This window comes from Amycolatopsis sp. NPDC104863 (assembly GCF_055582965.1).
In genome coordinates this window covers 122,573-134,909 of the sequence record NZ_JBVJOW010000008.1, presented here as the reverse complement: position 1 = coordinate 134,909, position 12,337 = coordinate 122,573, and the positions used below count along the sequence as shown (strand labels likewise).

Genomic DNA, 12,337 nt, shown 5'->3' with positions numbered 1-12,337 from the left:
CCCCCGTGTTCCCCTGCTCCGATCGGAGCCACAGCAGGACGGTAGCGGACCGTGGCCCACCCGCGTGGCAATTCACGCAAAGGTGTCACTATTGCCTGGTCGCAGCACTGCGGTCACCGGCTGAGTGCCGTCACCCTGCGTTCGGACGGCGGCGGGGCGCGGCCGAGCGAGGGGGCGTCGAGCGCATGTGGTCCCGCACCGGCGCCAGCAGCCCGGCGAGGGTGACGACGTCGTTGTGGGACAGCGGCTCGAAAAGCAGGCCGCCGACCACCTCGACGTGCCCGGGCAGCACCTCGGCGAGCCGCTCGCGGCCGGCGTCGGTGATCGTGACCGTGGTGCTCCGCTCGTCGTCCGGCGACGGCGCGCGCACCACCAGGCCCGCCTTCTCGAGCAGGCCCGCCTGGTAGGTCAGGCCGCTGCGGCTGTAGACCACGCCGTCGGCCAGGTCGGTCATGCGGTGGCTGCCCGTCGGCGAGTCGCCGAGCCGGGCCAGCAGCTGGAACTGCACGTAGCTGAGCTCGCCGGCCTCGCGCAGCTGCTGCTCGACCGCGTGCCGGAGCAGGCTGGTCACCTCGATCAGGTCGAAGTAGGCGCCGAGCTGCACGGGGTCGAGCGAGGGGCGGGCGTCGGACATGACCACAGCCTACTGCTTTGAATTCGAAGAGGTCCCTGCTGCAGACTGGCGCCATGTCGTTGTCCGACGTGGGCGCCGCGGTCCGCTGGTTGCGTGAACACGCCGAGCCCACCGCCGGCGGGCCGCGGCGGCGGACCCGGGGACTGCGCCGGGAAGAGCTCGCCGAGCTGGCCGGGGTCTCCGCGGACTACATCCGGCGCCTGGAGCAGGGACGGCGTCACCCGTCGGCCGGCGTGGTGTCCGCCATCGCCCGCGCGTTGCGGATCGGGCGGGCGGACTACGAGCGGCTCTGCGCGCTCGCCGGTTACGCCGCGGTCGACGGGCAGGTGCCGCGCGAAGCCGGGGCGGCGGCGATCCGGCTGCTGGAGCGGTTCGACGGCACCCCCGCGTTCCTCACCGACGCGGCGTGGAACGTCATCGCCGTCAACCGCGCGTGGCTGGCGCTGGGCGGCGGCGCGGCGACCGGGTCCACCCGGGACTGGAACGTCGCGTGGCGCACGTTCCGCAACGCCCGCGGGGAGATCGAGCGCACCGAGGAGGACCAGGCCGGGTTCCAGGCCGTGCTCGCCGCCCGGCTCCGCGACACGCACCTGCGTCACCCGGCCGACGCGGCGCTCGGCGAGCTCGTCGACGAGCTGCGGACCACCAGCCGCCGGTTCGACACCCTGTGGCGCACCCCGAAAACGGTCTCCGCGTACGAGAACCGGGCGGTGTTCCGGCATCCCGACGGCGGTGCCATCACGCTCGACGGCGCGCTGCTCGACGTGCCCGGCGACAACCTGATGGCCGTGGTCCTCACCCCGGCGCCGGACTCGGCCGACGCGGCCCGGCTCGGCGACGTCGTCCGCGCCGCCGGCGGGCCGGCCGTGGTCAAGGTGGGCCAAACCGGCCCAGGCTGAGCCGGCCCGCGGCCACGATCCTGAGGTCCGTGTGGATCAAGGGACCTTCGTGACCGACCTCACTTGCTTCGAATTCGAAGCAGCAGTACCGTGACCTCAGTTGCTTCGAATTCGAAGCAAAACGGCCCGAGCAGAGATGAGAACTCCGATGAAGGCAGTGCGTTTCCACGACTACGGCGCCCCCGACGTCCTGCGCTACGAGGACGTCGAGCAGCCGGTCCCCGGAGCCGGGCAGGTCCGGATCCGCGTCGCCGCGACGTCGTTCAACTCCGTGGACGGGAACATCCGCGGCGGATTCATGCGTGAGCCCATCCCGGTGCAGCTACCTCACACCCCGGGCATCGACGTCGCCGGCACGGTCGACGCGCTCGGCGAGGGGGTCGACGGCCTCCGGGTCGGCGACGCGGTCATCGGCTTCCTGCCGATGGACGGCACCGGCGCGGCGGCGGAATACGTGCTCGCGCCGGCCGAGGTCCTGACCTCCGCACCCGCGACCGTCCCGCTGGCCGACGCGGCCGCGCTGCCGGTGGTCGGGCTGACCGCGCGGCAGGCGCTGTTCGACCACGGAAACCTTCAGCCCGGGCAGCGGGTGCTGGTCAACGGCGCCGGTGGCGCGGTCGGCGGGTACGCCGTGCAGCTGGCCAAGGGCGCCGGGGCCTACGTGATCGCCACGGCGAGCCCGCGCAGCGGGGACGCGGTCAAGTCGGCCGGCGCCGACGAAGTGGTCGACCACACGACCACCGGCGTCACCGCGGCGGTCACCGAGCCGGTCGACCTCGTGCTCAACCTGGCGCCGGTCGACCCGGCGGAGCTGGCCGCGTTGGTCACGCTGGTCCGCCCGGGCGGCGCCGTGGTGAACACGACCGTCTGGATGCCCGCTCCCGCCGACGAGGCACGCGACGTGCGCGGCATCAACCTGTTCGTCCGCAGCGACGCCGGGCAGCTGGCCGAGCTGGTGGCCATGGTCGACCGCGGCGAGCTGCGCGTCGACGTCGCCGAGCGGGTGCCGCTGGCCGAGCTGCCGGCGCTGCACGCACGGGCCGCCAAGGGTGCGGTGCACGGCAAGGTCGTCGTCGTTCCGGCCTGACCGGAAATACCCTCGGAGGGTGTTGCGCGCGTTCGGCGGGAACTGCGTGCTTCTGCCTAGGATGAACCATGGCAATCGCGAAACCACCCATCGTGCCGGCCGCGGAATGGGCCGAGGCGCAGAGCTCGCTGGCAAAGCAGGAGAAGGAAGTCGCGGCCGCGGTGCAGACCTTGATCGCGGCCCGCAAACGGATGCCGATGGTCCGCGTCGAACAGGACTATTCGTTCGAAGGGCCCGACGGCGAGATTTCCCTGGCCGGGCTTTTCGAGGGTCGCAGCCAGTTGATCCTGTACCGGTTCTTCTTCGAAGAAGGCGTGGCCGGCTGGCCGGAAGCGGGGTGCTCCGGCTGTTCTTCGTGGGTCGACGGGGTCGCCGACCTGAGCCTCCTGCACGCCAGGGACATCACCTTCGCGATGGCGTCACCGGCGCCGCAGAGCAACCTGCGGACCTACGCCGAACGCATGGGCTGGACCGACATTCCCTGGTACACGATCCGCACCGAGTCCTTCACCCGCGACTTCGGGTCGACGGAATGGTTCGCCCTGAACATGTTCCTGCGCGACGGGGACGACATCTACCGCACCTACTACCTGAACAACGGGCCGATGGTGAGCCAGATCGGCAGCATCGCCAGCCTGTACTCGCTGACGCCGTACGGCGGCCAGGTGGAAGGCGAAGACGTCCCCGAAGGGTGGCCGCAGGAGGACTTCGCCTACTGGCTCCGCCCCCACGACGAGTTCCACGAGCCCGCGCCGGTGGCTCGAGAGCAGTAGCAGCACCGGTGCCGCCGATCCGATGCGGACCTCATCGGATCGGCGGCCGACGCGGTCACCGGCTCACCGCGGCCTGGTCGGCGGGGTGGTGCCGGTCCGTTCGTCGCCGTAGCTGAGCCAGGTTCCGAGCGGGGCTCGCTGCCCGACGCCCGGGCGGCCGTAGTCGCACACGCCGTCGGGGAACGTCGCCCGCAGCCGCTTCCAGTCCGCCGTGCTGAACGGGACCGGGTAGTCGCGGGGGTTCAGCGGCTTCAGCCGGCACTTCAGCACGTCGAGCGCCAAGCTCTCCCCCGCGACCATCCGGGTGTTGGCCGCCACCGGGTACTGCGCGCCGCACTGGCCGCTCGCCGGGTACGTCAGCTTCTCGGTGATCCGCGACGCGGGCGAGAGGTAACAGCCGTCGCCGAGGTCGCCCGGCCGGTTCGCCAGCACCTTCTGCTGGCGGCTCCGGTGCGAACCGTCGGCGTCGATCGCGGTCAGCCAGCGGTCCATCGCGTTGAGCTCGTAGACACTCGCGGCCGCCGCTTCGGCCGCGGTGGCGTGGTTTTCGATGATGACCTGGTTGCCCGCGGTGCCGTTGGCGCGCAGCAGCCGTTGCCGCATCACGTAGGACCACTCGGTGGTGTGGATGTCGTTGCCGAACCCGGCGAGGTCGAGGTCGGTCCGCTGGTCGATGATCGGCGTCTCCCGCAGCCCCTGCGACCCCGAGTTCACGATGTCGTCGGCGTACACCGTGGCCAGCGCCTTCGGATCGGCCGCGATCCGCTGCGGCACCGGCTTTCCGGTGTAGTCGAGGCCGCCGATGCCCGCGTTGAGGTCGGCGAACTGCGCCGCGGTGATCTTCCCGGCCTTCAGCGCGGCCAAGCCGTACTGCACCCCGGTGCTGTCGAGCGGGCTGCGCACGAACCCGGTCCTCGGGTCCCGGCCGATCTGGTTGACCAGCTGCTCGGCGGAGCTGCACTTCACGCCGCGCGGGTTGGTGACCGGGTCCCACCGCACCGCGACCGGGATGGCCGCGTTGCAGCTGCCGGTCGCGGTGGCGCGGCTGGCGAAGGTCTGGGTCCAGGAGACGCAGGTGTCGTAGCTGGCGAAGCCCGCGACGGCCTGCTTCTGCGCCGCGGTGAACGACGCGCCCGGCCCGGCGAAGTACTGCTCCAGCAGCCGGCAGTCCGACACCGGGCCCGCCGTGCTCAGCGGGTCCGGGAACGAGACGCCGGGGATGATGCCGTCGACGATGCCGGGGTAGTTCTCGGCGATGTCGTACTGCTGGATCGCCCCGCCCGAGCCGCCCCAGCCGATGGTGTGGGCGACCGGGCCGTAGGTCTCGACGAAGTGCTCCTTGACCATCATCGCCGCTTCGGCCGAGATGATCGGGCTGCAGTTGTTGTCCAGCACGTTCAGGGTCGACGACGCGACCGCGTACCCCTGGGCCAGGAAGAGGTCGTTGACCACGCCGCCGGTCGAGGTGCCCTGGTGGTACCCCGCGTTGCAGCCGCCGCCGAAGGTGTAGACCAGCTTCCCGTTCCAGGCGGCGTCCGGCGTGACGGGCGACGGCGTGCCGTCGTAGAGCGCCGCCATTTCGTAGACGGCGCGGTCGATCGTGCCGCGCTCGACGCGGACCACGTACGGCACCGCGTGCCCGCCGACGGTGGCTGTCGCGAGGTCCGCGGGCCGGCTCGCCGGGTCGGCCAGCGGCGCGAACACGCCGGCGGTGGTCTTGTACTGGTAGCTCACCTGGGTCGGCGCGCTGCACAGCGGCTGCGTCGCCGCGGGCAGGCCGAACGCCTGGGTCTCGCAGTAGAACGGGTGCTGCTGGGCGCCGGAGAAGACGGGCCCGGTGCTCGGGTGGTTGGTGACCCGCAGGCTCGCCCGCTGGTCCCGGCCGGGTCCGCTCGTCCTCGCGCTCACGTCGTTGACGCCGTTGCGCAGGCCGGTCACCAGCCCGAGCAGGCTGCCGTCCGGCTGGGCGCGGAAGCTCGCGGTGACGTCGTGGCCGTTCTCGCTGACGCTGACCCGCGTCCGCTCCGGTGCGACGACCTTGAGCAGGACCTGTCCCCCGCTGACGAGCGCGGGCCGCGGGTTCGACACCGTCTCGATCGTCAGCTGCCGCCCGGGTGGGGTGTCGGCCAGCGCGGGCGCGGCCCCCAGCAGGAGGACGGGCGCGGTCAGGCTGACCACCACGATGGATGAGCGCACAGCACGGTTGGCCACCGGAGACTCCGCTCGCTTCTGGCGTCGCGTCGTCGCGACACCGGGCAGCTGCCGGTATAGCACCTGCGGGCCGACCGGAACAATCATCGAAGCCGGGGCTAGCTCGCTTGCAGCAGCCGGACTTTCGCCCAGGTTTCGTCGTCCACGGGGGTGTAGGTGACGAGCTTGGTCCCCGGCCGCTCGCCGAAAGACAGCTGTGTGTGGTCCAGCGTCAGCAACCCCGCGTCGGGGTGCAGGAAGTGTTTGGTGAAGTTCTCCGGGCCCCGGACCTCGTGCTGCTCCCACATCCGCCCGAAGTCCGGTGACTCCTGCCGCAGCCGCCGGACCAGGCTCTTCCAGCCGGACTCGGCGGCGTGGGCCGCCATCCCGGCACGGAACCGGCCGACCAGGCGCGCGGCGGAGTCGTCCCAGTCGAGCACCCTGGCCCGCCACCGCGGCGACGTGAACATCTGCACCAGCCAGTTGCGGTCCTCGAACGGCAGGTCGGCCACGCCCCCGACCAGCCGCTCGTACGTGTGGTTCCAGGCGAGCAGGTCGAACCGGGCGTTGACCACCACGGCCGGGATCGGCTCCAGCTGGCGGACCATCACCAGCACGGCGCTCGGGATGGCCGCGCCGTCACTCTCCATCGACGGCGTGGGGTGCCCGGCCAGCGTGTAGAGGTGGGCGCGCTCGTACGCGTCGAGCCGCAACGTGCCCGCGATCGCGGCCAGCACGGGCTCGGAGACCTTGATGTCCCGGCCCTGCTCCAGCCACGTGTACCAGGTGACCCCCATGCCGGCGAGGTGCGCGACCTCCTCGCGGCGCAACCCCGGTGTCCGGCGGCGGCCCGTCAGCGGCAGCCCGGCCTGCTCCGGCGAGATGCGCTCCCGCCTGCTGCGCAGGAACGACGCCAGCTCCTCACGCCGGGCCTGGTCGCCGGTCGGTGGCGCTCCAAGGGACATCGTCGGGCTCCCGCTCAGTCGGTTACCGGGTGGCACTTATACCCCCATAAACACGCTCTGGTACCCCCTTAGTCCCGGTCGCACAGTGGAGCCATGGAGATCACCCAGGAAGACACCCTGACCTCGACGGTCGCGCTGGTCACCGGCGCCAGCAGCGGCATCGGCGAGGCCACCGCCCGCGGGCTCGCCGCCCGGGGCGCCACCGTGGTGCTCGTCGCCCGCCGGCAGGACCGCCTCGACACGCTGGCCAAGAAGATCGGCGACCGGGCCGTCGCGCTCGCCGCCGACCTGACCGACCCCGACGCCGCGGCCGGCGTGGTCACCACCGCGGTCGAGCGGCTCGGCCGGCTGGACACGCTCGTCAACGCGGCCGGCGTCATGCTGAACGGCGACTCGGTCACCTCCCCGCTGTCCGAATGGCAGCGGATGGTCGACATCAACCTCAACGGCCTGCTGTTCCTCACCAAAGCCGCCCTCCCGCACCTGGTCGAAGCCGCCGCGACGAGCCCGCGTCAGGTCGCCGACGTCGTCAACATTAGCTCGATCGCCGGGCGGTTCGTCATCCCGAACGCCGCCGTGTACAACGCGACCAAGTTCGGTGTCACCGCCGCGACCGAGGCCTGGCGTCAGGAGTTCGCCCGGCGCAACGTCCGGTTCTCGGTCGTCGAGCCGGGCCTGGTGGCGACGGAGCTCCTCGGCCACCAGCAGGCCGCCGTCCACGAACGCATGGTCGCCCGGTTCGCCGACGTCGAGCAGCTGCACGCCGACGACATCGCCGAAGCGGTCGCCTACATCGTCACCGGCCCCCGCCGCCGGGCCGTGGCCGAGATCGTCATCCGCCCCACCGACCAGGTCTGAGCGAGGGACGGCTATTTCCGGCCCAGCAGCGTTTTCACCCAGGTGTTGATCCGCCGCTGCGCGGGCAGCCCGGTCGGCGGGGTCATGCCGACAAACCCGTGCGGCGACTCCGGCCAGACCGCCAGCTCGCTTTCCCCGCCCGCGGCCCGCCAGCGCGCGGCCATGAACAGCGAGTCGTCGAGCAGCGGGTCCAGCTCGCCGACCGTGAACAGTGCCGGCGGCATCCCGTGCAGATCGGCGTATAGCGGGGAGACACCGCTGTCACGCAGCTGCTCCGGGCCGAACCCGAGGAACGCCATCCGGACGAACTGGTCGAGCCAGCGCGGCGGCAGCACGGGGGTGTCCGGTGTGGCGGAGCGCGAGCTCGGTGTCCGGGTGAGGTCGTAGACCCCGAACACCAGGCTCGCGCCGGCGATCTTCCGGAACAGCTCGGGGAACCCGTCGCGCAGCCGCAGCAGCGTCTGCGCCGCCAGGTGTCCGCCCGCCGAGTAGCCGGACACCACGATCCGGTCGGTCCCGAACTCCTCCTCCACCGCGCCGGCCAGCCACACCGCCGCCGCGAGGCAGTCTTCGAGGTGGGCGGGGAACGGGTGTTCCGGCGCGAGCCGGTAGCGGGCGGACACCACGGCGACGCCGGCCGTGCGGGCCAGCAGGTCGTTGACCGCGTCGTCGTCGGCGGGCGCGCCGAGCACAAAACCGCCGCCGTGGACGTGGAAAACGACGCCGGTGAGCGGGCCGTCCGGCCGGATGATCCGGACCGACGCCTCGCCCGCGGGGCCCGCCACCGTGCGGTCGACCGGGGTCAGCTCGGTCGGCGCCGGGACCTGGAACGTCGTCCCGCGCAGCACGGCCAGCCCTTCGGCGGTGGTGGGGTCGGGGAGTTCGGCGGCGGCGAGCCGCGCGTTGATCCCGCGCATTTCGTCCACAGTGGATTCGGGCACGGTCTCGAACCGGAAGGTCATGGCGGGAAAGCCTTTCACTGGAGGGAGTAGGTGACGTGCGTCAGCTCTTCGGACAGCTCCCACAGCCGTCGTCCGGTGGCGGGATCGGTGGCGGCGGGCGGCATTTCCGCGACGTGCGGGGCTCCGCGCAGCTCGCCACGGCCGTCCGGCACGACGAAGTCGCCCGGCTTGGTCGCGGGGTTCGTCGCGGCGTGAAGGGACGGACGGGCGGCGTCGGCCGGGCTCTGGCCCACGAATCGCTCGAGCACCATGGACGTCACGACCTGGAGGTACTTGGGCAGATGCTGCTGAAGTCCCGTGTTGCTGGTACCCGGGTGCACGGCGACGGCGGTGATCCCGGTTCCGGCCGCCCGCCGCGCCAGTTCGAGTGTGAACACGACGTTCGCCAGCTTCGACTTCGTGTAGGCGGCCATCCCCGAGTAGGACGTCTTGCTCAGCGGATCGTCCAGCGTCGCGCCCTTGTTCCGCGCGACCTTCGCGCTGACCGTCACGACCCTCGCGGCGGGCGCGGCCAGCAGGGCGGGCAGCAGCAGTCCGGTCAGCGCGAAGTGCCCGAGGTGGTTCGTGCCGAAGGTCAGCTCGAAGCCGTCCGCCGTCTCGCGGCGCTCCGGCACGGCCATCACCCCGGCGTTGTTGACCAGCAGGTCCAGCGGCCGCCCGGCGGCGAGCACCGCGGAGGCGGCGCTGTCGATCGAGGCCAGTGAGGCGAGGTCGAGGACCAGCCCCTCCACCTTGGCGGTGCCGACGGCCTCGCGAACAGCCGCGACGGCGTTGTCGACCTTGGTCTTCGACCGGCCGGCGACGACCACTTCGGTACCGGCGTTGGCCAGCGCCAGGGCCGTTTCCAGGCCGATTCCGCCGGTGCTGCCGGTGATTAGGGCGCGTTTGCCGACTTGCGACGGGACCATGGCAACTCCTTAGTGAACGTTCATTCAACACTGTGCGCCTAGGTAAGCACGGCTCGGCTCGCGTTGTCAAATGAACGTTCACTCAATAAGGTCGAGACCTCGAGGCGGAGCGCCGCGCTCTCCTGGAGGCCGCACTGGCCGAGTTCGCCGACCACGGCCACGGTCGTGGAAGCCGTCCGCAGACTGGTCGAGCCCTAGCCACCTCAATGGTCTAAACATCGGTTCTTTACCGAATGTCACCCGTCTGGTACACCTACCTTGCGGGAAAAATCCGCTATTCGTCATATCTCTGCGGTGATCTTGCGAGACCTTCCCCGCCGCCACGGGTCCACCTCACCTCGGAAGGTGCTCCATGAGGTCGATCAGCCTGCTTCCCGTCGTGGTGCTGCTGGGCGCCGCGCTCACCGTCGCCTCCCCGGCGCTGGCCGCCCCGGGGGACGCCGCCTTCTCCCCCGCCGCCGGGCGGCTCGACGTCGACTACGCCAGTTACCTGGCCAAGCACGACATCGTCTACAACCGGCCGAACACCAACCCGAACTACGGCCTGACCGTCGGCAACGGCCGCACCGGGGCGATGGCGTGGCAGCAGAACGGCCTGACCATGCAGGTGTCGAACGTCGACGCCTCGCAGCAGACCGCCTTCGGAGCCGGCCTGGTGAACCTGGCGACCACCCCGGCGATGGACTCCGGCTACAGCACCTATCAGCAGCGGCTGTCCCTCTACGACGGCACGCTGACCACGAAGTACGACAGCAACCGCACGGTCACGGTCATCGGCCAGCCCGGGTCCGAGGTCATGGGCATCCACGTCGACGACACCCGCGGCGGGGTGAGCGCGGTGACGCTGGAGCTGTCGCTGTGGGACGTCGCTAACCTCGGCAACAGCGGCGACGTCCCCGACATCACTACCTGGCGCCAGGTCTCGAGCTACGCCGACGCGTCCGGGGCCGGGATCAGCCGCGGCCAGACCGACCCGCAGAAGTTCGGCTACACCTTGGCCGCGACCGTCGAAGGCGCGAACTACAGCGCTTCGGTCGTAAACAACAGCCGGGTGCGGCTCACGATCACGCCGACCTCGAGCTACACCGTGTGGTTCACCGCGAGCACCCGGCTCAACGCCGCGGGCAACAACTCGGTCAACCAGGCCAAGAACGCGCTCAACGCGGTCAAGTCGACCGGGTACCCGAGCACCTACAACGCCTACCGGAACTGGTGGCACGGCTTCTGGGGCAAGTCTTTCGTGCAGTACGGCGGCCTCGGCGGCGACGCCGACTACCTCGAGAACGTCTACTACCTCTCGACGTACCTGATCGCCGCCGGCGGGTACGGCAACTACCCGTACCACTTCATCAACGGCGTCTTCCGCGCGACCGGCGACCAGACGAAGTGGAGCAACGCCTACTGGTACTGGAACCAGCGCGACGTCTACAACTCGTTCCTCGCCTCGAACCACACCGACCTGATGAACACCTTCAACAACCTCTACAGCCGCAACTACACCGCGCTGAAGTCTTATACGCAGACGCGTTATGGCGTGGACGGGTTGTGGGTGCCGGAAACCATGGGCTGGGACGGCAACGCCCGCGGCACGGTGAACAGCGACTACACGAAGAACATCCTGTCCACGGGCTACGAAGCCGCGTACAACATGTACCTGCAGTACCGGTACACGAACGACGACAACTACCTGCGGAACGTCGCTTATCCGTTCATCCGGGAAACCGCGAAGTTCTACTCCCGCATGCTTTCCTTCGACGGCAACGGAAAGTACTACATGGCGAACTCGAACGCCCACGAAACCTACTGGAACGTCCCGAACGCCATCACCGACCTCGCCGCCGTCCGCAGCATCTTCCCCATCGCCATCCAAGTTTCGCAGCAAATCGGCGCCGACGCGAACCTGCGTCCGGAATGGCAGCGCGTCCTCGACAACCTCGTCGCGTACCCGCAGCAGAACGGCGCCTACCAGCCGCACCAGCCGCCGCTGTCGCAGACGCGCAACGGCGAGAACGTCGCGTCGGAGCTGATCTGGCCGTACAACGTCACCGGCATCGGCGCGCCCGACTACCAGACCGCGCTGACCACCTGGAACGCGCGGCCGTTCCCCTACGGCAACGTCTGGGCGAACGACGCCGTGCAGGCCGCGCGGCTCGGCCTCGGCGACCAGACGTTCACCGGCATGAAGCGGATGCTGCAGCAGTACCAGAACTACCCGAACGGGTTCACCAGCAACACCAACGGCGTCTTCGAGTACCACGGCGTCAACCTTTCCGCGATGAACGAAGCCCTGCTGCAGTCCTACAACGACAAGATCCGCGTTTTCCCGGCGGCGCCGGCGAACTCGTCGTTCGTCGGCAAGTTCACGCTGCTGGCGAAGAACGGTTTCCTCGTCAGCTCCGAGCGCGAAGCGAACGAGACGAAGTACGTCGGCCTGCGCAGCCAATGGGGTGCGACCGCCCACGTCGTCAACCCCTGGAGCGGCCAGCAGGTCCGCGTGCGGCGCGCGTCGGACAACACGATCGTGCTGACCACCGCCGCGGCGGAGTTCGACGTCCCGACCACCGCCGGCACCACGTACATCGTCGAACGCACCGCGAAGCCGCTGACGTCGTACTCGACGACGCGGCTGACGGGCAGCCCGAACCAGGGCGCGAAGACACTGAGCGGGACGGCGTCCACCCTCGGCCTCAACACGGGCGGCGGCGGTCTGGTCAACGACACGGACGTGAGTTACGACAGCAACTGGTTCCCCACCACGAACCGCGGCTACGGCGACTACAACGACGACACCCACCACTCGACCACAGTCGGCGCCACGGCGACGTACACGTTCACCGGAACGGGGCTCCAGTACCTGTCGGAACGCAACGGCGACATGGGCACGGTTGATGTCTACCTGGACAACACGTTCCAGGCCACGGTCAACCTCCACGCCGACGGCGCCCGGCAGGTGCAGCAGGTGGTGTGGCAGAAGAGCGGGCTGGCGTCCGGGCAGCACACGGTCCGGATCGTCAACCGCAGCACTTCGGTCGGCATGATCGACGCCTTCCGCATCACGTGA

General features: G+C 70.2%; 10 protein-coding genes. 5 read left to right on the top strand and 5 right to left on the bottom strand.

What is annotated here, in order from left to right:
• Positions 1-130: 130 nt before the first annotated feature.
• On the bottom strand, positions 131-634 hold the full coding sequence (locus tag ACZ63J_RS36665; protein WP_465407558.1) for a MarR family winged helix-turn-helix transcriptional regulator: 504 nt from the start codon (positions 632-634) through the stop codon (positions 131-133).
• A 53-nt stretch (positions 635-687) separates the two neighbouring features.
• Here ACZ63J_RS36665 and ACZ63J_RS36660 point away from each other — a divergent pair, with 53 nt between their 5' ends.
• The 3 genes from ACZ63J_RS36660 to ACZ63J_RS36650 all read left to right on the top strand — a co-directional run bounded on the left by ACZ63J_RS36660 (position 688) and on the right by ACZ63J_RS36650 (position 3,393).
• Positions 688-1,533 carry a helix-turn-helix domain-containing protein gene (locus ACZ63J_RS36660; protein ID WP_465407560.1) on the top strand — a complete coding sequence of 282 codons (846 nt, stop codon included), beginning with the start codon at positions 688-690 and terminating at the stop codon, positions 1,531-1,533.
• Between the two features lie 148 nt (positions 1,534-1,681).
• Positions 1,682-2,620, top strand: a complete 939-nt coding sequence (locus ACZ63J_RS36655) for an NADP-dependent oxidoreductase (protein WP_465407562.1) — start codon at positions 1,682-1,684, stop codon at positions 2,618-2,620.
• Positions 2,621-2,688: 68 nt separating this feature from the next.
• Positions 2,689-3,393, top strand: coding sequence for a DUF899 family protein (locus ACZ63J_RS36650; RefSeq protein WP_465337448.1), 705 nt, complete (start codon positions 2,689-2,691; stop codon positions 3,391-3,393).
• A gap of 63 nt (positions 3,394-3,456) precedes the next feature.
• On the opposite strand, the gene ACZ63J_RS36645 is transcribed toward ACZ63J_RS36650, so the two are convergent.
• A complete protein-coding gene (locus ACZ63J_RS36645) occupies positions 3,457-5,604 on the bottom strand; it encodes a DUF6351 family protein (RefSeq protein WP_465407564.1) in 2,148 nt (715 codons plus the stop codon).
• A gap of 98 nt (positions 5,605-5,702) precedes the next feature.
• Positions 5,703-6,548 (bottom strand): helix-turn-helix transcriptional regulator, encoded by an 846-nt coding sequence (locus tag ACZ63J_RS36640; protein ID WP_465407566.1) that lies wholly within the window; start codon positions 6,546-6,548, stop codon positions 5,703-5,705.
• 93 nt (positions 6,549-6,641) lie between these two features.
• On the opposite strand from ACZ63J_RS36640, the gene ACZ63J_RS36635 reads away from it, so the two are divergent.
• Positions 6,642-7,406 (top strand): SDR family oxidoreductase, encoded by a 765-nt coding sequence (locus ACZ63J_RS36635; protein ID WP_465407567.1) that lies wholly within the window; start codon positions 6,642-6,644, stop codon positions 7,404-7,406.
• An 11-nt stretch (positions 7,407-7,417) separates the two neighbouring features.
• On the opposite strand, the gene ACZ63J_RS36630 is transcribed toward ACZ63J_RS36635, so the two are convergent.
• Together ACZ63J_RS36630 and ACZ63J_RS36625 are read right to left on the bottom strand one after the other, a co-directional pair.
• Positions 7,418-8,368, bottom strand: a complete 951-nt coding sequence (locus ACZ63J_RS36630; RefSeq protein ID WP_465407569.1) for an alpha/beta hydrolase — start codon at positions 8,366-8,368, stop codon at positions 7,418-7,420.
• 14 nt (positions 8,369-8,382) lie between these two features.
• Entirely contained in the window at positions 8,383-9,276 is an 894-nt protein-coding gene (locus ACZ63J_RS36625; protein ID WP_465407571.1) for an oxidoreductase, read from the bottom strand.
• A 352-nt stretch (positions 9,277-9,628) separates the two neighbouring features.
• On the opposite strand from ACZ63J_RS36625, the gene ACZ63J_RS36620 reads away from it, so the two are divergent.
• A complete protein-coding gene (locus tag ACZ63J_RS36620) occupies positions 9,629-12,337 on the top strand; it encodes a glycosyl hydrolase family 95 catalytic domain-containing protein (RefSeq protein ID WP_465407573.1) in 2,709 nt (902 codons plus the stop codon).

What these genes read in the sequence shown, in the direction of transcription:
- ACZ63J_RS36620 (WP_465407573.1), top strand. Translation starts at nt 9,629, where the DNA reads ATGAGGTCGATCAGCCTGCTTCCCGTCGTGGTGCTGCTGGGCGCCGCG.
- ACZ63J_RS36650 (WP_465337448.1), top strand. Translation starts at nt 2,689, where the DNA reads ATGGCAATCGCGAAACCACCCATCGTGCCGGCCGCGGAATGGGCCGAG.
- ACZ63J_RS36640 (WP_465407566.1), bottom strand. Translation starts at nt 6,548, where the DNA reads ATGTCCCTTGGAGCGCCACCGACCGGCGACCAGGCCCGGCGTGAGGAG.
- ACZ63J_RS36660 (WP_465407560.1), top strand. Translation starts at nt 688, where the DNA reads ATGTCGTTGTCCGACGTGGGCGCCGCGGTCCGCTGGTTGCGTGAACAC.
- ACZ63J_RS36625 (WP_465407571.1), bottom strand. Translation starts at nt 9,276, where the DNA reads ATGGTCCCGTCGCAAGTCGGCAAACGCGCCCTAATCACCGGCAGCACC.
- ACZ63J_RS36665 (WP_465407558.1), bottom strand. Translation starts at nt 634, where the DNA reads ATGTCCGACGCCCGCCCCTCGCTCGACCCCGTGCAGCTCGGCGCCTAC.
- ACZ63J_RS36635 (WP_465407567.1), top strand. Translation starts at nt 6,642, where the DNA reads ATGGAGATCACCCAGGAAGACACCCTGACCTCGACGGTCGCGCTGGTC.
- ACZ63J_RS36630 (WP_465407569.1), bottom strand. Translation starts at nt 8,368, where the DNA reads ATGACCTTCCGGTTCGAGACCGTGCCCGAATCCACTGTGGACGAAATG.
- ACZ63J_RS36655 (WP_465407562.1), top strand. Translation starts at nt 1,682, where the DNA reads ATGAAGGCAGTGCGTTTCCACGACTACGGCGCCCCCGACGTCCTGCGC.